General features: G+C 41.3%; 20 protein-coding genes. 3 read left to right on the forward strand and 17 right to left on the reverse strand.

The genetic code is table 11. The features are described from left to right. Window positions 1-6: 6 nt before the first annotated feature. From QLQ22_RS17330 to QLQ22_RS17365, 8 genes are all read right to left on the reverse strand, one after another. A complete protein-coding gene (locus tag QLQ22_RS17330; RefSeq protein WP_223436546.1) occupies window positions 7-990 on the reverse strand; it encodes an aromatic acid exporter family protein in 984 nt (327 codons plus the stop codon). Between the two features lie 216 nt (window positions 991-1,206). Next, window positions 1,207-1,929: an amino acid ABC transporter ATP-binding protein gene (locus QLQ22_RS17335; RefSeq protein ID WP_223436548.1), complete on the reverse strand. Its 723-nt coding sequence runs from the start codon at window positions 1,927-1,929 to the stop codon at window positions 1,207-1,209. Continuing rightward, window positions 1,922-2,581, reverse strand: a complete 660-nt coding sequence (locus QLQ22_RS17340; RefSeq protein WP_223436550.1) for an amino acid ABC transporter permease — start codon at window positions 2,579-2,581, stop codon at window positions 1,922-1,924. Before QLQ22_RS17340 ends, QLQ22_RS17335 begins: the two co-directional genes overlap by 8 nt. Before the next feature lie 225 nt (window positions 2,582-2,806). After that, complete coding sequence (locus QLQ22_RS17345) at window positions 2,807-3,586, reverse strand: transporter substrate-binding domain-containing protein (RefSeq protein ID WP_284015263.1); 780 nt, start codon at window positions 3,584-3,586, stop codon at window positions 2,807-2,809. A gap of 243 nt (window positions 3,587-3,829) precedes the next feature. Continuing rightward, complete coding sequence (locus QLQ22_RS17350) at window positions 3,830-4,267, reverse strand: BrxA/BrxB family bacilliredoxin (RefSeq protein WP_223436554.1); 438 nt, start codon at window positions 4,265-4,267, stop codon at window positions 3,830-3,832. A 137-nt stretch (window positions 4,268-4,404) separates the two neighbouring features. After that, window positions 4,405-5,424: a methylmalonyl Co-A mutase-associated GTPase MeaB gene (gene meaB, locus QLQ22_RS17355; RefSeq protein WP_223436556.1), complete on the reverse strand. Its 1,020-nt coding sequence runs from the start codon at window positions 5,422-5,424 to the stop codon at window positions 4,405-4,407. After that, window positions 5,421-7,583: a methylmalonyl-CoA mutase gene (scpA, locus tag QLQ22_RS17360; RefSeq protein ID WP_252207171.1), complete on the reverse strand. Its 2,163-nt coding sequence runs from the start codon at window positions 7,581-7,583 to the stop codon at window positions 5,421-5,423. Before scpA ends, meaB begins: the two co-directional genes overlap by 4 nt. A gap of 1 nt (window position 7,584) precedes the next feature. Then, window positions 7,585-9,477, reverse strand: coding sequence for a methylmalonyl-CoA mutase family protein (locus QLQ22_RS17365; protein WP_284015264.1), 1,893 nt, complete (start codon window positions 9,475-9,477; stop codon window positions 7,585-7,587). A gap of 401 nt (window positions 9,478-9,878) precedes the next feature. Here QLQ22_RS17365 and QLQ22_RS17370 point away from each other — a divergent pair, with 401 nt between their 5' ends. Beyond that, the gene (locus tag QLQ22_RS17370) at window positions 9,879-10,781 is read left to right on the forward strand and encodes a diacylglycerol/lipid kinase family protein (RefSeq protein ID WP_284015265.1); all 903 of its coding nucleotides are present in this window, start codon (window positions 9,879-9,881) and stop codon (window positions 10,779-10,781) included. An 85-nt stretch (window positions 10,782-10,866) separates the two neighbouring features. Here QLQ22_RS17370 and QLQ22_RS17375 read toward each other — a convergent pair whose 3' ends face one another. The 8 genes from QLQ22_RS17375 to QLQ22_RS17410 form a co-directional block, all read right to left on the reverse strand. Further along, window positions 10,867-12,174, reverse strand: coding sequence for a dihydrolipoamide acetyltransferase family protein (locus tag QLQ22_RS17375; protein ID WP_284015266.1), 1,308 nt, complete (start codon window positions 12,172-12,174; stop codon window positions 10,867-10,869). 30 nt (window positions 12,175-12,204) lie between these two features. Further along, a complete protein-coding gene (locus QLQ22_RS17380) occupies window positions 12,205-13,188 on the reverse strand; it encodes an alpha-ketoacid dehydrogenase subunit beta (RefSeq protein WP_223436565.1) in 984 nt (327 codons plus the stop codon). 12 nt (window positions 13,189-13,200) lie between these two features. After that, complete coding sequence (locus QLQ22_RS17385) at window positions 13,201-14,193, reverse strand: thiamine pyrophosphate-dependent dehydrogenase E1 component subunit alpha (protein ID WP_223436567.1); 993 nt, start codon at window positions 14,191-14,193, stop codon at window positions 13,201-13,203. 45 nt (window positions 14,194-14,238) lie between these two features. Further along, entirely contained in the window at window positions 14,239-15,660 is a 1,422-nt protein-coding gene (gene lpdA, locus QLQ22_RS17390) for a dihydrolipoyl dehydrogenase (RefSeq protein WP_223436568.1), read from the reverse strand. A 17-nt stretch (window positions 15,661-15,677) separates the two neighbouring features. Next, window positions 15,678-16,793 (reverse strand): butyrate kinase, encoded by a 1,116-nt coding sequence (gene buk / locus QLQ22_RS17395; protein WP_284015267.1) that lies wholly within the window; start codon window positions 16,791-16,793, stop codon window positions 15,678-15,680. Window positions 16,794-16,874: 81 nt separating this feature from the next. Further along, the gene (bcd, locus tag QLQ22_RS17400; protein ID WP_252207174.1) at window positions 16,875-17,969 is read right to left on the reverse strand and encodes a branched-chain amino acid dehydrogenase; all 1,095 of its coding nucleotides are present in this window, start codon (window positions 17,967-17,969) and stop codon (window positions 16,875-16,877) included. Between the two features lie 51 nt (window positions 17,970-18,020). Next, entirely contained in the window at window positions 18,021-18,911 is an 891-nt protein-coding gene (gene yqiS / locus QLQ22_RS17405; protein ID WP_223436574.1) for a phosphate butyryltransferase, read from the reverse strand. Window positions 18,912-19,057: 146 nt separating this feature from the next. Continuing rightward, complete coding sequence (locus QLQ22_RS17410; protein WP_252207175.1) at window positions 19,058-21,118, reverse strand: sigma 54-interacting transcriptional regulator; 2,061 nt, start codon at window positions 21,116-21,118, stop codon at window positions 19,058-19,060. 151 nt (window positions 21,119-21,269) lie between these two features. Here QLQ22_RS17410 and QLQ22_RS17415 point away from each other — a divergent pair, with 151 nt between their 5' ends. Then, entirely contained in the window at window positions 21,270-21,524 is a 255-nt protein-coding gene (locus tag QLQ22_RS17415; protein WP_223436578.1) for a DUF2627 domain-containing protein, read from the forward strand. Between the two features lie 16 nt (window positions 21,525-21,540). On the opposite strand, the gene QLQ22_RS17420 is transcribed toward QLQ22_RS17415, so the two are convergent. Beyond that, a complete protein-coding gene (locus QLQ22_RS17420) occupies window positions 21,541-22,263 on the reverse strand; it encodes a glycerophosphodiester phosphodiesterase (RefSeq protein WP_284015268.1) in 723 nt (240 codons plus the stop codon). A 46-nt stretch (window positions 22,264-22,309) separates the two neighbouring features. Between QLQ22_RS17420 and QLQ22_RS17425 the strand changes: the two genes are divergently transcribed. Continuing rightward, entirely contained in the window at window positions 22,310-22,456 is a 147-nt protein-coding gene (locus tag QLQ22_RS17425) for a YycC family protein (RefSeq protein WP_284015269.1), read from the forward strand. Window positions 22,457-22,888 lie beyond the last annotated feature (432 nt).

Raw genomic sequence — 22,888 nt, forward strand, 5'->3', positions numbered from 1 at the left:
TTTTCTTTATGTTGCACGGGAAGGGCGAAATTCATGCTCTGCAATTATGCCTTTAAACTGACTTTTTAAAACAAGATACTGCTCCATCTCCCGCACAAAGTGCAAGAGAGCAGCTCTTGCTTCAAATTCTTCGCGTGTTTCAGGAAGCGGCATCTCTTCAAAGCTTTTTCTCATATGATGCAGCTTGACTAAAAACTTGTGTGCCGTATTTCCAGGATGTATCGCTTCTCTTACTTCCTGAATAAATTCAGCGATAATTTGCGCCTGATCAACGGTCACATTAATAGAAGTAATAATTGGGAGAACACGTTCAATAATTTCAAATTGTTTTTCCCTCATCTTGAAATAGTGGTAGTAAAGATTTTCATGCCTCATAAAGTGGTTTTCCACATCTCTGAATGCCAGAGTTTTTGCTTCATTAATTAATTGAGCGGTCTCCGTTATTTCTTTACCGTCCCATGAACTATCGTTTGAAAGTAAATATTCCTCGATCTCCAGAAAGATTTTTGAAAGATTATCTTCAATTTTCAGCTGATATTCCTTCAGCTTTTTATCAACACTTGGCATATAAAGGTTCATAATCAGGGCCACCCCTATTCCAGTGGAGATAAGTGCGATTTCATTCAAAACAAGGCTGAACGTAATATGTGAGGATGTGTATAAGTGCAAAATGATGACGGAACTAGTTACAATCCCTTCTTTTGCATGAACAATCACAGTCACAGGGATAAAGAATAATAGAAGAAGTCCGATGACAAAAGGATAATACCCAATTCCTTCAAAGAAAACAAAAGAAAAAAGAATGGCAATTAAACAGGCAAAAAATCTAGCCCAGGAAGTCTGCAATGATTTTTTCTTTGTTACCTGAATACAGAGAATCGTTAAGATTCCGGCTGAGGCAAAATTATCAAGCTGAAACAGCTGTGCCAGACTGATGGCAAACGCTGCTCCCAATGCTGTTTTAAGTGTGCGGTATCCGATTTTAAACATTTGCTTTCCCCTTGCTTCATCATTCTGTTTATTAGTGTAACCAAAAGAAGAATGATTTTTTGAATAATTTACATGTTCGCTGCTGAAGATTCTTTTTTGAGCAGTTAATGAAAAGGCGTTTCTTTTGAATTCGATATCTATAAATGAATAGGTCTAAATCATTAGAAAGCGCCAAAAAGAAAAAGATGATCATCATGATCATCTTTTACTTTAGGATTATAGCATTTTTTCAAGGAAAATTTGAGCACGTTTCGTTTTAGGATTTGTAAAAAATTCCTTAGGCGGTGCATCTTCAACTAAAATGCCCTCATCCAGAAAGAGGACTCTGTCTGCTACTTCTCTTGCAAATCCCATTTCATGGGTAACAATTGCCATTGTCATACCTGAGAAAGCCAGATTTTTCATAACCTCTAACACTTCCTTGACCATCTCTGGGTCAAGAGCAGAGGTCGGTTCATCAAACAACATAACCTCCGGGTTCATCGCAAGTGCTCTGGCAATGGCAACCCTCTGCTTTTGTCCGCCTGATAACTTGCTTGGATATACTTGAGCTTTTTCAGCAAGACCAACTTTCTTTAAAAGCTCGTGCCCTTGTGCTTCTGCTTCCTTTTTAGAAGTTCCCTTAACAGTTAATGGAGCGTATGTTAGGTTTTCAAGAACGGTTTTGTGAGGAAAAAGATGAAAATGCTGAAAGACCATGCCAACATTTTGACGTACTTTGTTTATATCTGTTTTGGGATTCGTAATATCCTGATCTTTAATCCAAACATGTCCGTCTGTAGGGTCTTCCAAACGATTTAAACAGCGGAGAAAGGTTGATTTTCCGGAGCCCGATGGCCCAATAATCGCCACTACTTCTTTTTCAGCAATAGATGTAGTGATTCCTTTCAGCACTTCTAATTTCCCAAATGACTTATGAAGCTTGTCTACTTTAATCACTGCGCGCCATTCTCCTTTCAACGAGTTTGCCAAGGAGCGTTAATATGATAACCATGACATAATAGATTAAACCCGCAATTAAGATCGGTTCAAAATAACGGTATGTTTGTCCGCCGACAATATAAGAACTTCTCATAATATCCTGAACTCCAATGATGGTTACAATAGCTGATTCCTTTGTCAGTGTAATGAACTCGTTCATTAAGGCAGGAAGAATATTTTTAATGGCCTGAGGGAAAATGATATCCTTCATCATCTTTGAATAAGGAACACCAAGAGCCATCGCAGCTTCGCGCTGACCTTTATCGATTGCCATGATGCCTGCTCTGATTACCTCAGAAATATATGCACCTGAATTCAGGGCAAAAGTTGCAACTGCTGCAGGATAAGGATCAATCTCAAAGCCAAGTATTTGCGGTGCACCATAATAAATAATTAATAATTGCAGAATGAGCGGCGTGCCGCGAAAAACGGACGTATATGCGTCAGCAATCCACATCAGCGGCTTAATTCTGCTGATCTTCATGAGAGCAAGAATGACAGCCAGAATAAATCCAATTAAAGCAGAAAGACCGACAATTTTCAATGTCACAGGTATCCCTTGAAGAATAAAGGGTATGGAAGGCGCTATAGCCGGAAAATCCAGATTCATTTTTCATGACACTCCTTTCTGTATAGGGAAATAAAAAACGTTCAACATTCGTTCCGTTGAACATTTATTTATAGAAAAAATTTTGAGCAATGTTGCCCTGGCTCAATCGCCCCAGCGCCTCAGCCAGAACAAATCCCGCAAAAAAGCCAAACACGGACTTTTCTGCAGGATTATTATCTGTCATATCTGCGCTAAACGGGCAATTCCGCTTTTCTTATGTTCTGCTTATTTTGCTTCTCCGCCGAACCATTTTACTACTAATTTTTCCAGCTCGCCGTTTTCTTTCATTTCCTGAAGTACTCTGTTGAATTCTTCAGTATATTTGCTGTCTTTAGGGAAAGCAATCGCAGAACCTGCTTCTTCCGTTTCCCCGTCTTCAATTGTTATGCCTTCTAACTCTTTATCCTTTTCAAAATAGCCTTTTGCTACAGTATCTTCAATAATTGCTGCATCGAAACGGCCTGATTTCATTTCTTGGATAAGTTCAGGAATTCTGTTGCGGTTTTCAACTTTGATATTTACTTCTTTAGCAATTTCTTCCGCTTTGCCCTCTTGGATGGAAGAAAGCTGAACACCAACCGTCTTGCCTTCTAAGTCTTCAACAGATTTAATGCCGCTGCCTTTTTGAGAAATAATCATATGTTTAGCTGTATAATATACATCTGAGAAATCCACGCTTTTTTTGCGTTCTTCCGTTGGCGTCATCCCAGCTAAAACCATATCAGCCTTCTTAGCCTGAAGTGCTGGAATTAAACCAGTGAAATCCATGTCTTCTACTTTAATTTCGTAGCCAAGCTCTTTTCCGATTGCTTTTGCAAGATCAACATCAAATCCGATGATGTCACTGCCTTTTGCCGTATCAATGTACTCAAACGGAGGATAATCTGCAGATGTTGCCATTTTTAATACCTTTTTCTCTTCTCCTGATCCATTGTCTGAAGATCCGCATGCAGCAAGAACTCCAATTACTAAGATCGAAATCATAAATAATAATACTTTCTTCATTTTCTTCCTCCTAGTTATTTTCTTAACATTCTAAATTTAATAATATTATCTTCTATAGAATAATATTTTACAAGCAATTTTTCACTAATAAATATCCGACTTAATGTATTTTAACACACACTTATAAATATGCAATATAAAGATAAATTATTTATTTTTATACAAAATTACTATAGTGGAAAAGAATGTTAAACTTTTCAGAAATAAAAAAACCACAAAAAAAACTGCCGTATTAACGGCAGCTTAAATTTCTTCACAATGCTGATCAAACGCTTCTTGAAGCTTTGATACAACACTCATTGGATCGTGTCCTTCAATTTCATGGCGCTCAACCATAGCCACAAGCTTGCCGTCTTTTAACAGGGCAAAAGATGGTGAAGAAGGCGGGTATCCAGTGAAATGCTCTCTTGCATATGCTGTTGCTTCTTTATCCTGTCCTGCAAAAACAGTCACAAGACGGTCAGGTCTTTTATCATAATGAACAGAGTGTGCAGCTGCAGGTCTTGCAATACCGCCTGCACAGCCGCAAACCGAGTTGACCATCACAAGGGTTGTTCCCTCTTTTTTAAACGTTTCTTCCACCTCTTCAGGTGATGTCAATTCTGTATATCCTGCAGCCGTGATTTCTTTTCTTGCCTGTGCGACTACATCATTCATAAACATATTAAAATCGATATTCACGTCATAATCTCTCCTTTGCTTACAATAAATACATTTTACCAAGATTTGCGGTAAATGACCACCGAAATGCGGAACTGCATGTATAGCGCAGGCAGACAGATAAGGCTCCGCCACCAAAGCTTCGGCAGAAAAACCGCTTATCTGCTTAAAAAAGCAGAAATCAGCTCTTTCACACTGCCTGAAACCGGCCGCTTTCCTTCCACCACGTCTTTTTCATAGTTCAGCATATTGCCTTTTATATAGCTATGCTGAAAAAAGTGATGCTTCAGCTGTTCCTGAATCATTTCATAGAGCCATTCCTTCTGCTGAAGTTTCCTTCTGCCTTCAAATGTTCCGTTTTCTTTCGTTTCATTTGCGAAAACGGTTATTGTCTCCCATATTTCGCGTATTCCTGTTTCATAAAGGGCAGAAGCGGTCACTGCTTTAGTTTCCCATCCTTGTGTATAGGATTTTAGAAAATGAAGAATATGATTGTACTCTTGTTCAGCTTTTTTTGCATTTTTAAGGTTATCTCCATCTGCTTTGTTGACAACCACGAGATCGGGAAGTTCCATAATTCCTTTTTTCATTGTCTGCAGCTCGTCTCCGGCACCGGTCAATACTAATAAGAGGAAAAAATCGACCATGCCCCTTATTGCAAACTCCCCCTGCCCGACACCCACCGTTTCAACGAGAATCACATCGTACCCTGCCGCCTCGCAGACAATAATGGATTCCCTTGTTTTTCTCGTTACCCCTCCAAGTGTTCCGCTTGATGGAGAAGGTCTGATAAAAGCATCAGGATTACGGGAGAGCCTCTCCATTCTCGTTTTATCACCCAATATACTTCCTTTTGAAACCTGGCTGCTCGGGTCGACAGCAAGCACTGCAACTTTATGTCCGAGACTGCACAAATACGTCCCGAAAGCATCAATGAACGTGCTCTTTCCTGCACCCGGAACCCCTGTTATCCCAATTCTTATGGAAGAGGTCTCTTTTTGCTGAAGCTCTTCAATCATTTGCTGCGCTTTTTCAAAATGTTTTTCGGCGTTGCTTTCCACTAGAGTGATAGCCTGCGCAACAGCCACTCTGTCGCCATTTTGCACACCCTCAATATACTGCTCTGCACTCTTTTCAATGCTTCCCGCTTTTTTACGCTTTTGAGGACTTCCTGTCATTTTTCTGCATCCTCATAGCCAAGTCTTTCGTAGATCTTCTCAAGCATCACTTTTGCTGCATTCGGAATAACGGTACCGGGTCCAAATATAGCAGATGCCCCGCTGTTTAATAAAAATTCATAATCCTGATAAGGAATCACGCCCCCGACTATCACGACAATATCTTCTCTGCCGAGCGCCTTCAGTTCTTTTATTAATTGAGGAAGAAGAGTTTTGTGGCCGGCAGCAAGAGAACTCATGCCGACAATATGAACATCATTTTCAACTGCCTGTGCAGCAGTTTCCGCCGGTGTTTGAAATAAAGGACCGATATCCACATCAAAACCAAGATCTGCATATGCCGTTGCCACAACTTTTGCTCCGCGGTCATGACCATCCTGGCCCATCTTGGCAATTAAGATGCGGGGTCTTCTTCCTTCTAACTCAGAAAATTCATCTGTCATTCTTCTTACACTTTCGATTTCTTCTTCATTTGAAAATTCAGAGCTGTACACACCGCTGATGGAACGGATCACTGCCTGATGCCGTTTGGATGCCTTCTCAACCGAATCGGATATTTCGCCTAAGGTTGCTCTAGCTCTTGCTGCCTCTACAGCAAGCTCAAGCAGATTGCCTTCTCCGCTTCTTACAGCTTCTGTTAACGCTTCAAGGGTTTGGTCCACCTTGACCTGATCGCGTGTATCCTTCAAAGTCTGAAGTCTCTCAATCTGTTTTCTTCTTACTTCTGTGTTATCAATATTTAAAATTTCAATCGGGTCTTCTTCCTCCACTTGAAATTTATTGACGCCAATAATGGTTTCCGTTCCGGAATCTATTTTAGCCTGGCGCTTGGCTGCTGCTTCTTCGATTTTCATTTTAGGCAGTCCTGTTTCAATCGCTTTTGCCATTCCGCCAAGGTTTTCAACCTCTTCGATATGCGCCCAGGCCTTATCCATCAGCTGTTTTGTAAGTGATTCTACATAATAAGAACCGCCCCATGGATCGATAACATCACATATTCCGGTTTCCTGCTGCAAATAAAGCTGAGTGTTTCTGGCAATGCGTGCTGAAAAATCAGTTGGAAGAGCGATGGCTTCATCCAGAGCATTGGTATGAAGTGACTGGGTATGTCCCATAACGGCGGCATGGGCTTCAATGCATGTTCTGACAACATTGTTAAATGGATCCTGTGCAGTCAAACTCCATCCTGAAGTTTGTGAATGCGTTCTGAGGGCCAGTGATTTAGGGTTTTTAGGATCAAATCCCTTCACAATTTTTGCCCACATTAATCTGGCAGCCCTCATTTTTGCCACTTCCATAAAATAATTCATGCCGATTGCCCAGAAAAAAGAAAGTCTCGGAGCAAATTGATCAATATCAAGTCCTGCTTTTAACCCTGTCCGAATATATTCAAGCCCGTCGGCCAAGGTATATGCGAGCTCAATATCCGCTGTAGCACCCGCTTCCTGCATATGGTACCCGGAAATACTTATGCTGTTGAACTTTGGCATATACTTCGCTGTATATTCAAAAATATCCCCTATTATTCTCATCGATGTTTCAGGAGGATAAATGTATGTATTCCGGACCATATATTCCTTTAAAATGTCATTTTGAATGGTGCCTGCAAGTTTCTCCTTTGAAACACCCTGTTCCTCAGCTGTCACAATATAAAATGCCATAATGGGCAGGACAGCTCCATTCATCGTCATCGATACAGACATTTGATCCAATGGAATTTCATCAAAAAGGATTTTCATATCAAGAATGGAGTCAATAGCTACGCCTGCTTTACCCACATCCCCTTCGACCCGCGGGTGATCTGAATCGTATCCTCTGTGCGTCGCGAGATCAAAAGCGACTGATAAACCCTTTTGTCCCATTGCCAAATTCCGCCGGTAGAAAGCATTGCTGTCTTCTGCGGTTGAAAAACCGGCATACTGTCTGATTGTCCACGGTCTGTTCACGTACATGGTTGAATAAGGACCTCTCAGAAATGGCGCAATACCCGGATAACTGTCCAAATAAGGCATATTTTTCCTGTCTTCTGAAGTATAAGCAGCTTTTAAAGGAATTCCTTCATTCGATTTAAAAGGTTCTGCAGCGTGTCCGTTCTCCTGATTTTTTTCAGCAAAACGATCGCTGATCAATTCTACATTTGCAAAATTAATTCGAGCCATTTTACGATACCCCCAGTTGAAACTGCAATTTTTTCAAGAAGACATAAACATCCATCCCCTGATAGATGCATTCATGAATGCCGGACTGATCAAGCTGATCTTTATTAAGGCGGCCCGCTGCGTAAACATTGGCGCCTTGGGTTACTTGTGTAAAATCAAACGATTCGTATGCCTCATCTTTCCCGCATACGATTATAGGCTTGTCCACTGAAGAGCATTCAGGCTGATCAGGCTTCAAGATCACAGCTTCTATTCCTCCTGCAGAAAGCATACCTGTAACAAAATCAAGTCTTGGTTTATAGTCAAGCAGCTTTCCGAGCACCATAATATTAACTTTCGGATAATGCCCGAAAATGCTTTTGTATTTAATTGAATCAGCCCTTAATCCTTCGAATTGTTCAGCAAGCCTCATTGAGGTCAGAGATTTCAATTCAGCCATGGACTTGTCACTAAATATTCCTGCATTTATTTCACTTGCTTTAACCGTTTTTGCTTCTATCATCCAATCTTTCAATCTCTTGCCGGGATTATTCTCAACAGCTTCTGTAATAGGGATATACGCTTCAGCTTTTTGGATTTCTCTTTCGGGCTCCTGCAAATTCGCATAATGGTTCGTTCCTATCAGCTGTACGTTTCGTTTATTGACATCTTCCAGCCTTCGAGCTAGAAGTCCACGCAATTTGTCCTGAATATAATTTTGCCTTGCTGCCTGCACGAATCCGCCCATGGTTTCGATAGACTGAATTTCCTTCCAGGCAAGATCTGCAAGCTCTGCTGTTAGCTCTTCAATGTACCACGAGCCGCCTGCAGGGTCAGCGACTTTAGACAGCAGACTTTCTTCTTTTAAAATATAATGAGTATTTCTTGCAATCCTGTCACCTGTTTTACTGACTTCTCCAAGCACTTCATCAAAAGGTGCGACTGTTATGCTGTTCACTCCGCCGATAGCGGCTGAAAATGCTTCTGTAGTTGCTCTCAGCATATTTACGTGCAAATCATGCTTTGTTTTGTTAAAAGAAGATGCTGCAGCATGTAAAACGATTGGATGACGATCGGGACTTGTCCCGAATGCTGCCAAAATGGTTGCCCATATTTTTTTAGCCGCTCTGAACTTGGCAATCTCGATAAAAAAATGAGATCCGGCTGAGAAAGAAAAGCCGACCCTATCAGCAAGTTTATCAATGGAAAAACCGCGTTCTTTTAATGCATTAAAAAGCTCAATTGAGTTGGAAAACGTATATGCCAGCTCTTCTCTTGCAGATCCCCCCGAATTATGGAACATTTCACCATCAAATAAAACAGCTCTTACATTAGGCAAATTCTCCTCATCCAGTATCGTGATCATCTCGGCGAGCAATTCTATCTTCTTAGCTGGAGGAAGCAGATCCGTTCCGCCAATCCATTCTCCATATGGATCAAAAGCGAATGTGCCTCTACATTTCTTGTTTTTCAAATAAGTAATAAATAATGGGAAAAATCCGATATTGCCCTGCAGTGAAAGATGGAATTCTATTTGTTCCAAATCAAGCCCATCAAATGCTGTGCAAATATCCTGATAGGTTTCTAAATACCCAATGTGTTCTAAGTGAATGATATCCTGTCCACGCTTCATGGCTTCCCGAATTTCTTCATTTAGCTGTTCAGGTGTTTTTGACCGCTGAAGCTTTTGGCTCACAGACCATTCATTTTTCTCCTGGGCTGTCATACCAAGTTTTTCCCCGCTGAATTGCGTATTGTGCTCAGTATATAATGGATTTAGTGTAATGCCTTCATATGTTTTTTTTGAAAGACTTTGAATGCTTTTCCCCTTTAAAGCTTTCTCAGCCTCTTCCACCCACATTTGTTCGGATGCTTTTTCAAAATCATTTATTTCGTGATTGATTCTTTGCTTCATCCTACTGCTTCCCGGATAGGAAGCCCACCCCCTTGACGCAAAAGAATGCGTTTACATTTTTGAAAATAGTAAAAACTTAATCTATTTCATTTTATTATACCTTTAGGAAATCAGCAATTCCAATTCACTTTTGAAACCTTAAAGCTTAGTGAGGCGTATTTATTAAATAAATGTTTCAATTATATAAAGAGAGGTTAATTTAAAAATGAAGAGAAAATTCGGAGAAAAAAAGAAACGGAAAAAATAGGGGAAATTAGGTGTTCGACACTTTACTGGTGTGTACCCGACCTCATTGAATTTCTAATTCTTCTTCCGTTTAGAATCCTTATCTCTACTATAAGGTTCTTTATCAATTTACTAAATTTCTAAAACTATTCTGTAAGCTCGTAAGGGGTTTTTTTATGGCAAAATATAAAAAAGGCATGCTGATCTATAATGGAAATGCCGGCCAGAAAGATGCTGAAAAAACACTTGGCGTCTGCGTTCCGATTATTTCCCTGCATGTGGAACAGCTATTGCTGCTTCAGACTTCAAAGCCTCTTGATGCACAGAAATACTGCAGGAAGCACGGTGAAGACATGGACATCGTGATTATTCTTGGCGGGGACGGCACGGTGCATGAGTGTATCAATGGACTTGGAGGACTGATTCAAAGGCCGGTAATCGCCATTTTGCCAGGCGGCACATGCAATGACTTTTCAAGAACGCTTGGCATTCCGCAAAACTTAAAGAAAGCTGCTGAAGCATTGTTCGCTGGCAAAATTCAGGGTACGGACGCTGCTGAAACAAGCAGGGGTTACTTCCTCAACTTTTGGGGAATCGGTCTTGTGGCTGAAACATCTGAAAATATTAATGACACCGAAAAAGCTCTGTTCGGAAAAGTCAGCTATTTTTTGAGTGCCTTTCGAACGATTAAAAGCATGAAGCCTTTTCACTTCAAACTGAAGCTTGATGATACCTGGATTAAAGATGAAGCGATCATGGTGCTGATCGCCAATGGCAAAATCATCGGCACTAATGTGCTGCCTTATCCCGATATCAAAATCGATGACGGTCTCGCCGATATTTTCATTATCAAGGAAGCCAGTTTTTCTCTTATCAAAGAAGTTATGACAATGAAAGACAACATTGAGTGGGATCATATTGATTCTCAGCTGATGCACTATCAGGCAAGAAGCATGCAAATTGAAACAAAAGAAGAAATGAGCGTTGATACAGACGGTGAGGTTTATTCAAAAACACCGGAAACCATCACGATTTTACATAATCATTTTCAAATGCTCGCTCCTAAAGATGAAAAATAAGGAACGCAGTACAAATACACTGCTGATTTTATTCTTCCATAAAACAAAAAAAGCCATCACATGACTAAATGTGATGGCTTTTCTATTAATAAACAGAAGTCGTGTCTTTAGACGTATTCTCTAAAATTTCTTTTACTCTGGCCAGGAACCTGCCGCACACTAATCCGTCAAGCACACGATGATCAAGCGACATGCACAGATTCACCATATCCCGCACTGCAATCATGCCGTTGTTCATTACAACAGGACGCTTTACGATTGATTCCACCTGAAGAATCGCAGCCTGCGGGTAGTTGATGATTCCCATAGACTGCACAGATCCAAATGAACCTGTATTGTTTACAGTAAAGGTGCCGCCTTTCATTTCATCTGCAGTTAATTTACCTGCACGGACCTTGCCTGCAAGTTCAGAAATTTCACGGGCTATGCCTTTAATTGTCTTCTCATCTGCATGCTTAATCACCGGCACAAACAGAGCATCATCTGTTGCAACCGCGATAGAGATATTGATGTCTTTCTTCTGAATAATGCTTTCGCCAGCCCACATAGAATTAATTTGCGGGAATTCTTTTAGTGCTTGAGCGACAGCTTTGACGAAAAACGCAAAGAATGTAAGATTAAATCCTTCTTTTTGCTTGAATTCATTCTTGATAGAATTGCGGTATTCAACCAGATTGGTTGCATCCACTTCAATCATCGTCCAGGCATGAGGTGCCTCGTGCTTGCTTCGAAGCATGTTAGAGGCGATCGCTTTGCGGATGCCAGTAACAGGAATTTCAATATCTCCCGGCTGTGCCGAAACAGAAGCTGCAGCTGGTTGTGCAGCTTTCTGAGGTGCAGCTGCAGGTACATTTTGCTTTGCTTCAGCTTTAGCTGGCGCTTCTTGAACAGCTGCATTTCCCTTGTTTCCTGATGACGGGATATTCCCGCTCTCAATGATTTGCTGCAGGTCTTTTCTTGTGATTCTTCCGCCGGCGCCTGAACCGGTAACCTGTTCAAGATCAATGTCGTTTTCCTGGGCCAAGCGCAGGACAGCAGGAGAATATCGTTTCTTATTTGACTGATCCGTTTGCTGTTCAGGCTGCTCTTTTATTGTTTCCTCAGAAGCCGGCGTGACGGGTTCATTTTCTGCTGAATTCCCTTCGCTTCCTCCGCCGACTTCGACTTTACAAATGATTTCGCCGACAGCAAGCGTATCGCCCTCATCTGCAACCAATTCTTTGATTACGCCTGTAAATGAAGATGGAACCTCTGCATTTACCTTATCTGTCATAACCTCAGCAATCGGATCGTATTTGTTTACTGTATCACCGACTGATACAAGCCATTTACTGATGGTGCCTTCCGTTACACTTTCCCCAAGCTGGGGCATGGTCATCTGTTCAACTGCCATGTCTGTTCCCTCCTCAAATGAAAATCTTATTTAAAATTCAGCAAGCTTCCGCATAGCCGCTTCAACTTTATCTGGATTGATCATAAAATATTTTTCCATTGTTGGAGCATATGGCATTGCCGGCACATCAGGACCTGCAAGACGCATGATTGGTGCATCCAAATCAAATAGGCAGTTTTCAGCGATGATGGCTGACACTTCGCTCATGATGCTTCCTTCTTTGTTATCTTCCGTCAGTAAAAGCACTTTTCCTGTTTTAGATGCAGCTTCAATAATCGCTTCTTTATCCAGCGGGTAAACTGTGCGCAAATCAAGAATATGCGCTGAAATTCCATCTTGCGCAAGCTTTTCTGCAGCTTGGAGAGCAAAATGTACGCACAAGCCGTAAGTGATAATTGTAAGATCTTCACCCTCGCGCTTTACATCAGCTTTTCCGATCGGCAGCACATAATCATCATCCGGAACCTCGCCTTTGATGAGACGGTAAGCTCTTTTATGCTCAAAGAACAGAACTGGATCATTGTCTCTGATTGCAGCCTTTAACAGTCCTTTAACATCATAAGGAGTTGAAGGCATCACAATTTTAAGACCCGGCTGATTGGCAAATAAAGCTTCGACCGATTGAGAGTGATAGAGAGCACCATGTACGCCGCCGCCATAAGGAGCACGAATCGTAATCGGGCAATTCCAATCATTGTTTGAACGATAGCGGATTTTGGCTGCCTCTGAAACGATCTGATTGACTGCAGGCATGATAAAGTCTGCAAATTGCATTTCTGCAATTGGTCTCATTCCGTACATGGCTGCGCCAATTCCTACACCTGCAATCGCTGATTCTGCAAGCGGAGTATCAATGACACGCTCTTCTCCAAACTTGTCGTACAATCCAGCTGTTGCTTTAAAAACTCCGCCTTTTTTGCCTACATCTTCCCCAAGCACGAAAACTTTTGGATCACGTTCCATCTCTTCACGAATCGCCATCGTGACAGCATCTATATAAGAAATGACTGGCATTGTTCTTCCCCCTTACTCTGCGTATACGTATTTAAGTGCAGACTCTGCATCTGCATATGGAGCACTTTCAGCGTAATCTGTTGCTTCGTTTACAACCTTCATAATCTCGTCATGAATTTCTTTTTCCTTCTCATCGGTCATGACGCCAGTCTCTTTTAAATAAACGGCAAATTTTAAGATCGGATCATTCTTCTTAGCTTCTGAGACTTCTTCCTGTCCGCGGTATGAACGGTCATCGTCATCACTTGAGTGAGGAGTTAAACGGTATGAGATTGCTTCTATCAGTGTAGGGCCCTCTCCGCGGCGCCCTCTGTCTGCAGCTTCTTTTACAGCCTGGTACACTTCAAGCGGGTCATTTCCATCCACTGTATAGCCAGGCATTCCGTAGCCAATCGCACGGTCTGAGATTTTTTCGCATGCAACTTGCTTTTCGTATGGAACGCTGATTGCATATTTATTGTTTTCACACATAAAAATGACAGGAAGCTTATGTACTCCGGCAAAGTTTGCTCCTTCATGGAAGTCTCCCTGGTTTGATGATCCTTCTCCGAACGTGACAAACGTAACAAGATCCTTCTTCTCCATTTTGCCGGCAAGAGCAATTCCAACGGCATGAGGCACTTGAGTTGTAACCGGTGATGAGCCTGTAACAATGCGGTTTTCTTTTTGTCCAAAGTGACCTGGCATTTGGCGTCCGCCTGAGTTTGGATCTTCTGCTTTTGCAAAACCCGAAAGCATCAATTGCTTTGCAGTCATGCCAAACGCAAGAACAACACCCATATCCCGGTAGTAAGGTAGTGCATAGTCTTTTTTGCGGTCAAGAGCAAACGCAGCACCAACCTGAGCCGCTTCCTGTCCCTGACATGAAATAACAAATGGAATTTTTCCTGAACGGTTCAACAGCCACATGCGTTCATCGATTTTGCGCGCCATGACCATTGTTTCATACATTTCAAGAACATCTTGATCAGATAAACCAAGTGTTTTATGACGATTCTCAGCCATCATTTTGCCTCCTCAAAAATCAGTATGTAAGGGACATGATCCCTTTTAAGAGTGGATTGCTTTCCCATCAACTGCAAGTGCCGCTTCACCTATTGCTTCAGATAGCGTTGGATGAGGATGAATGGTTTGTCCAATTTCCCAAGGAGTTGCATCAAGCACCATAGCAAGCCCTGCTTCAGATATCATATCTGTCACATGTGGTCCAATCATATGAACACCAAGGAGATCATCTGTTTTTGCATCAGCTATTAATTTGACAAACCCATCAGATTCCCCAAAAACAAGCGCTTTGCCGATTGCACGGAATGAAAATTTGCCTGTTTTCACTTCAAAACCCGCTTTTTTCGCTTCATCTTCTGTATACCCGACGCTTGCAATTTCAGGTGTACTGTATACACATCTGGAAACTTTTTTATAATCAATTGCAGAAGGCGTATGTCCTGCAATATGCTCAACAGCTGTAATGCCCTCATGTGAAGCAACATGCGCAAGCTGAAGGCCGCCTACAACGTCGCCAATCGCATAGATATGTGATTCTTTAGTCTGCATGAATTGATTCGTTTTAATAAAGCCATTCTCAAGCTGAATATCTGTGTTTTCAATGCCGATGCCTTCAACATTTGCCTGACGTCCGACTGAAACAAGAATTTTTTCAGCAGAGAAGGTTTTTACATCACCTTTATGTTCAGCACTGATAGAAACAGCTTTTCCTTTTTCAAGGGTTTCAGACAGCACTTTAGCACCTGTTACAACGTTAATTCCTTTTTTCTTAAGCAAGCGCTGCATTTCTTTCGATATTTCAGCATCTTCAGTAGGCAGGATACGATCTGCGTACTCAAGTACAGTGACTTCCAGTCCAAAATCAGACAGCATAGAAGCCCACTCTATTCCGATTACCCCTCCGCCTACAATAATGATTGATTTAGGCAGCGATTCAAGCACAAGAGCTTCATCAGACGTTAAAACAGACTCACCGTCAATTTCCAGACCTGGCAGACTGCGGGGTCTTGAGCCTGTAGAGACAATCACATTTTTAGGAATAAGCATTTCATTTTCCTCGCCGTTATTCATCTCAACAGAAATTGTTCCGGGCATTGGAGAGAAAATAGAAGGACCCAAAATACGGCCAGTTCCTTCATAAACATCAATTTTCCCTTGCTTCATTAAATGCTGAACGCCTTTATGAAGCGTATCAATAATCGATTGTTTCCGTTCCTGAACCTTCGTGAAATCAAGCTCAACTCCTGAAGTAATAACGCCAAACTCTTCGCTTCTTTTTGCAGTTGCAAATACTTCTGCACTTCTGAGCAATGCTTTGCTTGGAATACATCCCGCATGAAGACAAGTGCCTCCAAGTTTTCCTTTTTCAACAATGGCTGTTTTTAAGCCAAGCTGGCTTGCGCGAATTGCAGCTACATATCCGCCTGTTCCCCCGCCTACAATGACGAGATCATAATCTGTTGCCATACTGATGCTCCTCTCTATTAAATCTGGTTGTAGATCTTAGAGTTCACTTTTTTATTTGGATATTCTTTCACCTCTTCTTCACCTCTGAGAACGCGAAGAGCTCCTTCCGTTAATGCCTGAAGTTCATTTTCACCTGGAAATACATTCACATCTGCGATCCAGTCTATGTAGGAAGAGATTTCTTTAACGAATTTTTTCCCGTAGGCAAGACCGCCTGTTAGAATAATCGCATCAACTCTCCCTTTTAAAACGGAGCTTGCTGCACCTATTTCTTTGCCGATTTGATAGGCCATTGCATCAAATATCAGTTTAGCCTTTTGATTTCCTTCAGCAATCATGCGTTCTACCTTCTGGCCATCATTGGTGCCAAGATAACCAACAAGCCCGCCATTGCCGACAAGCATTTTCATAACTTCCTCGCGATAGTAGTCACCTGAATAGCATAGATTCACCAGATCTCCAGCAGGAACTGTCCCTGCACGTTCAGGACTGAATGGTCCATCTCCATGCAGGCCATTGTTGACATCAATTACTTTCCCGAGCTTGTGAACTCCGACCGTTATCCCGCCGCCCATATGAGCCACAATCAAGTTCATTTCGCTGTATTTTTTTCCGTACTGCTGAGCAACTTTTCTCGCAACGGATTTTTGGTTTAATGCATGAAAAATGCTCTTTCGTTCAATAGATGGAACTCCGGATACTTTCGCGATCGTTTCCATTTCATCAACAACGACCGGATCCACAATGAAAGAAGGAATATTTAACCCGCCGGCTATTTCAAATGCTATGATGCCTCCCAAATTTGAAGCGTGCTGTCCTGCAAAACCGATGCGAAGATCGTGAAGCATTTGTTCATTCACATGATAAGTTCCGCCCTCTATTGGGCGGAGCAGTCCGCCTCTTCCGCATACTGCGCTTAATTTAGAGATATTAATGCCTTCTTCATCCAGCGTTTCAAGTATAGTCTGTTTCCTGAATTCATATTGATCAATGATGCTGTTAAAGGCATTTATTATATCCGCATCATGCCGGATTGTTTTTTCAAAAATAGATCGTTCATTATCAAATACACCAATTTTCGTCGAGGTTGAACCGGGATTTATGACGAGAATCCGATATTCTTTTTCTTGCAACTTCTAAAACCTCCAAATATGAGAAAGATCAGACAGCGTTCTTACACGCTGTCTGCGTATCTCATCTCAAAAAATTGCCTATTAGCGTCGGCTTAAAATGTGCTGGCCATTTTGCAGAAACTGGCTGCGTGAATTTCTCATTCTTTCGATGCGCTCTTCAGCCAGACGATCAGCAGCCGCATATGTCGGGATGCCGTCTCGTTTTGCAATTTCAAATACTCGTTCAATATTTTGATAAATGCCCTCTACTTTTTTCATTGCTCTTTCGCTGTTGTACCCAAGCAGCTCATCTGCTACGTTTATCACGCCGCCTGCATTAATGACATAGTCTGGTGCGTATGCAATTCCCATTTCATGAATCGTATCGCCATGACGAGTTTCTCTTAACTGGTTATTGGCAGCACCTGCAATGACCTTGGCTTTAATTTGAGGAATTGTATCGTCATTAATAGTAGCTCCAAGCGCACATGGTGCATAAATATCGCAGTCCACTCCGTAAATTTCATCAGGATTTACTGCTTTGGCACCGAAAGCTTCAACAGCTCTTTGAACTGCTTCTTTATTAATATCCGTCACAATCAGCTGTGCGCCTTCTTCGTGCAAATGTCTGCAGAGGTTGAAAGCAACGTTGCCGACACCTTGAACTGCAACAGTCTTGCCTTCCAATGAATCTGTTCCAAACGCAGCTTTTGCAGCAGCTTTCATTCCGCGGTATACACCGAATGCCGTTACAGGTGAAGGGTTTCCTGAAGATCCGAAAGCAGGTGAAATACCCGTTACAAAATCTGTTTCTTCGTGGATCAAGTCCATATCTTCCACAGTAGTGCCTACATCTTCAGCCGTAATATAACGGCCATTTAGTCCTTGAATGTAACGGCCGAAAGCGCGGAACATTTCTTCATTTTTATCTTTGCGCGGATCCCCGATGATGACTGTTTTTCCTCCCCCAAGGTTTAACCCTGCGGCTGCATTTTTGTAAGTCATGCCTTTAGCCAAACGAAGAGCATCTTCAATAGCATCGGCTTCTGAAGCGTATGTCCACATGCGCGTTCCGCCAAGTGCAGGACCTAAAGTTGTATCATGAATAGCGATAATAGCTTTTAAACCTGATTGTTTATCTTGGCAAAAAACCAATTGCTCATAATCATATTGTTCCATATATTTGAAAATTTCCATGTGTAAATCCTCCTAATGTTCTTTTCATATTCTTAAGTTTAGCTTTTTCCCTTAACTTGAACAAATCGCCAAAGCGAGCGAATAAAGTTTGCTTTCGGCTGAATCAGCACGGCTTGTTAAAACAATCGGCGCTTTTGCCCCTGCAACAATGGCTCCTACTTTTGCATTTGCAAAATACATGAGCGATTTATATAAAACATTTCCAACTTCAATGGTTGGTACTAAAAGGATATCAGACTGTCCTGCCACTTCGCTTTTGATGCCTTTATGCTCTGCAGCTTCAAATGAAACAGCATTATCAAGTGCAAGGGGACCATCAACGATACAATCTTTAATCTGGCCTCTTTTGTTCATTTGCGTTAGAGCAGCAGCATCAATCGTTGCCTGCATGGAAGGATTTATAACTTCAACAGCTGCAAGCGGAGCCACCTTTGGAATGTCTATTCCAATCTTCCTTGCAACCATGACAGAATTTGCAAGAATTTGCTTTTTCTGGTCTAGATCTGGTGCAAGATTCATTGCTGCATCCGTTACAATTGTATATCTGTCGTAGCCGGGCACCTCAAAAACAGCAACATGTGAAAGAATTTTGCCTGTTCGAAGTCCGTATTCCTTGTTTAAAACAGCCTTTAAAATAACGGCAGTCGGAACATTTCCTTTCATTAAAACATCAGCTTCATTTTGAAAGACAGCTTTAACTGCAAATTCTGAAGCCTGGTCAACGGATCTTGCATGCCTAATTGAAAACTTGTTTACATCCGTACTTCTTTCTTGAAGCATGATTTCGATTTCTTCTTTATTTCCGAACAAAATAAAATTGGCAAGCCCCCGCTCTGAAGCCTCTATAACTGCTTCAAGCACTTCTGCATCTTCTGCAGATGCAACTGCTACCGTTTTGTTCTCAAGCCGGGCTGCTTTTTCTAGCAGGTCTTCTAAGTTCATCGTGTTTTCAATCCCTTCAAGATGTATTCACAGCACCCGTTATTTTATAATGCAAGAAGCGTGCCAACATAATAACATGTAAACGCTTCATCTTTTCATACAGAAAACATGCATTTTTTTTCATACCTTGCAATTAATTGCATGCATTACTTTGCAAGATTGTATTTTTCTATTTTATAATACAGGTTTCTAAGCGAAATACCTAATGAAAGGGCGGTTTTTGTCCGATTAAAGTTATGCTTGTTCAGTGCTTCCCTTATGAGCACTTCCTCAAGCTGCTCTATGGATTCTGCAAGAGTTTGATTGCCTGCACTTTCTATGGGATAGGCTTTTCCGCCTGACTTTTTTTCATCATTCTGCGCAAGTTCCGGCAAATGCGTAGCGGCAATTTCCATTTCATTGTATTTCATAAAAATCATGGCTCTTCCAATGACATTCTCAAGTTCTCTTACATTCCCGGGCCAGCTGTGCGCAACAAGCCTGTCCAAAGCTGATTCTTCAATTCCTTCAATACTTCTGCCATAGTCCTGATTTAGTTTCCTGATTAGGTGCTCAGCAAGCATTGGGATATCTCTTTTTCTGTTCCTGAGCGGTGGAATGGAAATTGGGTAGCGATTTAATCTGTAATACAAATCTTCTCGGAAAGTGCCGTCTGCCATAGCTTTTTCTATATTAATATTTGTTGCGGCAATGACTCTCACATTGATTGGAATGGACTTTGTCGAACCGACCCTGACAATTTCTTTTTCCTGCAGCACCCGAAGCAGTTTGGCCTGTACATTTGCCGAAAGTTCTCCAATTTCATCCAGAAAAATGCTCCCTTTATTGGCTTCTTCAAAAAACCCTCTTTTTCCGCCCCGTTTCGCTCCTGAGAATGCCCCTTCCTCATAGCCAAACAGTTCACTTTCAAGCAGTGTTTCTGAAATAGCCGCACAATTCACACGGATAAACTTGTTATACTTCCTGTCACTTGCGTTATGTATCGCATGGGCAAATAGCTCTTTTCCTGTCCCTGATTCCCCTCTGAGAAGAACAGTCGCAGGTGTTTTAGCTCCAAGCTTGGCCTGCTCAATCGCAAGTTTGATTTCTTCGCTTGCTCCAATGATATCTTCAAAGGCATACTTCGCTTCTAGTGTTCTGATAATTTGTCTGGCCCTGTTCAATTCTGTTGTTAAAGTTTGGATCTCGGACATATCATGAATAATGCCTACACTTCCTTTTAGTATCCCATCCACAATGATCGGAGCTACATTTACAATGACATCTTTCTTGCCCGGACCCACCTTCATCCTCACGCCTCTTACAGGTCTCCTCGTTTCAAGAACCTTCATATGCATGCTTTCACCTTCAGAAATATCAGCCGTTGCAGGCTTTCCCAGCACTTGTTCTTCTGTCAGGCCAGTCATCCTTGAATAGGCAGGATTGATTAGAATTCCTCTTCCTTCTTCATCTACAACAGAAATGGCCTCGTCAGATGATTGAATGATGGCCTGAAGGAGCGTTTGAATCTCCTTTAAGTTCGTCATCTCTTCTGCCAGGTTCACTATATCAGTGATATCTTTAAACAAAGAAAGGGCGCCGAGCAGTGCTCCTGTGTCATCAAAGATCGGGATCCTCGTCGTAATGATTTTAAGACCATTTTCAAGAACCTGTTCCTGATTCATTTCGACTTCTTTTGTTTTCAGAATCCTAGGAAGCTTGCTTGAAGGAATCATCTCTTCGATTAGACGGCCAATTACATCTCCCTTTTTTAGCCCTGTCATCCGCTCTGCTGTTTTATTAAATAGGATAACCCGTTCCTTATCATCAATGACGATCATGCCATCATTCGTTGAATCAAAAATAGTTTCATGTTTATGTGTTATATCCTTTAAAGCTGTAATCAAATTTTCTTTCTGATTGATAAGATTGGAAATGATGTGAGCGACAGTGCCCGGAATAATAACCGTATTCCTGCTTCTGCATTTAAGAAGGTCCTCAAAGACCTCATTGCTGCCAGTTGCCTCTATGACAATATTGATCTTATTGGATAAAAGCGGCTTCCATTCAGAACTTGTCAAGATTCCCAGCTTTTTTGCAAGCTGCATTCCTGGCGCATCCGGCTCAATATCCACAACCGCTATGATTTCCATAGCTTTTATTTCCATAAGCATTTTGAGCAGTGTTGTCCCGCCTTGTCCCGCCCCCACCAACAAGACCTTTTGCATAATGATTACCCCTTACCGTTTTATGTAATATATAATTATAAATGATTTTTGCAAAATTTTGCACAGTTTCATCATATCAGTTTTTGTTCACTTGACAAATTGTTTTTTTCGTTGAACAATTTAAAAGAAGAAGGGGAAAGGATTACAAAAAATGATACGAATTTTCGCTCTATTAATAATGGTGATACCTGGAGTTTTGGCAGGCTACGGCATTAAATTAATGCGTGACATGCTCTTCGGTATTCTTCAGGCACCTTTTCCAAACCTATGGCTGCAATTTATTGCCGGGCTGCTTTTATTTGCAGGAGGATTAAGTTTTGTTGCAGGATTTATTTTTTACCGTGACCGCAAACGAAATAAAGTGCAGAAAAAATTTCAGAAAAACAAAAGAACCCCGTTAGTTTGAGATAAACGGGGTCAAATTATTTCTTTTTTAACGATAAAGCTTTTTCGGGATAATCCGTGAAAAATCCTGCACACTCTGCTTTAAAAAGGAATTGCATTGTCTGCTCATCGTTGACAGTAAAAGGACGAACTTGAATACCGTTAGCCTGAGAATGGAAGATGACATGCGGGTCAGCGGCATAATGAACAGGATGGATCGCTCTTGCTGAGAGTGTCTTAGCATAATTCCATGGTTCAAACAGCCTTTCGCTTAAAAGAGCTGCTGTTTCCAGTTCACTTGAGATTCTATGACACAGCATCAGGCTTTCATGGTTAAAAGATGAGAGAATGACTCGATTTTGCAGTTTGTAAGTGAAAATCTGCTGTATCACCTTTTCTTCAAGATCCTGATATGGAATCCGGTCATTTTTAAGTTCAATATTCAGAAGAAAATCTGAAGAACTGCTCCATGCCAGCACTTCTTCAAGGGATGGGATAAATGCTTTTCCGGAGTACTCAGGAAAAAGATAGCTTGCATCCAGGTTTTTAAGCTGCGAAAAGGTTAAGTCTTTTACAAAACCTTTGCCATTTGTAGTACGGTCAACCGATTCATCATGAATGACAACTGGAACTCCGTCCTTCGAGAGGTGAACATCTAATTCAATTCCATCTGCACCTGATTCAATCGCTGCCTTAAAAGAAGGCATCGTATTTTCAGGACAGGTACCTGCAGCACCGCGGTGTCCAAATATTTTGGTCAAAAACATCACCTGTTTCATTATTTTTTGAAAGGAGCATGAAAGACCTATGAGACCACTACCAATATCAGCTGAAACAGCGATAAAGCTTGCTGAGGAACTAAACGTGCCGATTGAACAAATCATGCATATGCCTCAGCATATCCTTCTTGCTAAGCTCGCTGAAATGCAGAATAAGAAAGACAATAACGAGTAAAAGGCTAAGAACCCAATTTCAGTTGATTGGGTTCTTTTTTATCATCCAGCTTCTAAGATTCTATCCCTATCAAGAAGCTTTATCAGCTTTAGAAAAATTTCCTTAACCTTTTCTTAACTGTATTTTAGCATCTTCATATGTAAAGAGGTAGCCCCAAATTGGAAAATTTTTCTTAGGCATTGTTACTTTCTCTGTTTTCAAACTTCTTCCACACCAACTATATGAACATGATTTTTTCTTAATAAGATCTCTTGTTTCTTTACTTCTTTTCACTGGTTGAACTTTTTGAAAGTCTCTGTAATTTTTTCTTCAATATATGCAATGTGTTCCTCATAAAAATATCTTACGAAATAAAAAGGGAACTTCCTGGTTAGCAGGTGATCCCTTTTTTTATATATCAAATATTTAGAAATAGTATTTTATCCAAGAAAG

Origin of the sequence: Metabacillus hrfriensis, assembly GCF_030127205.1 — a bacterium.
GTDB lineage: Bacteria > Bacillota > Bacilli > Bacillales > Bacillaceae > Bacillus_P > Bacillus_P dongyingensis.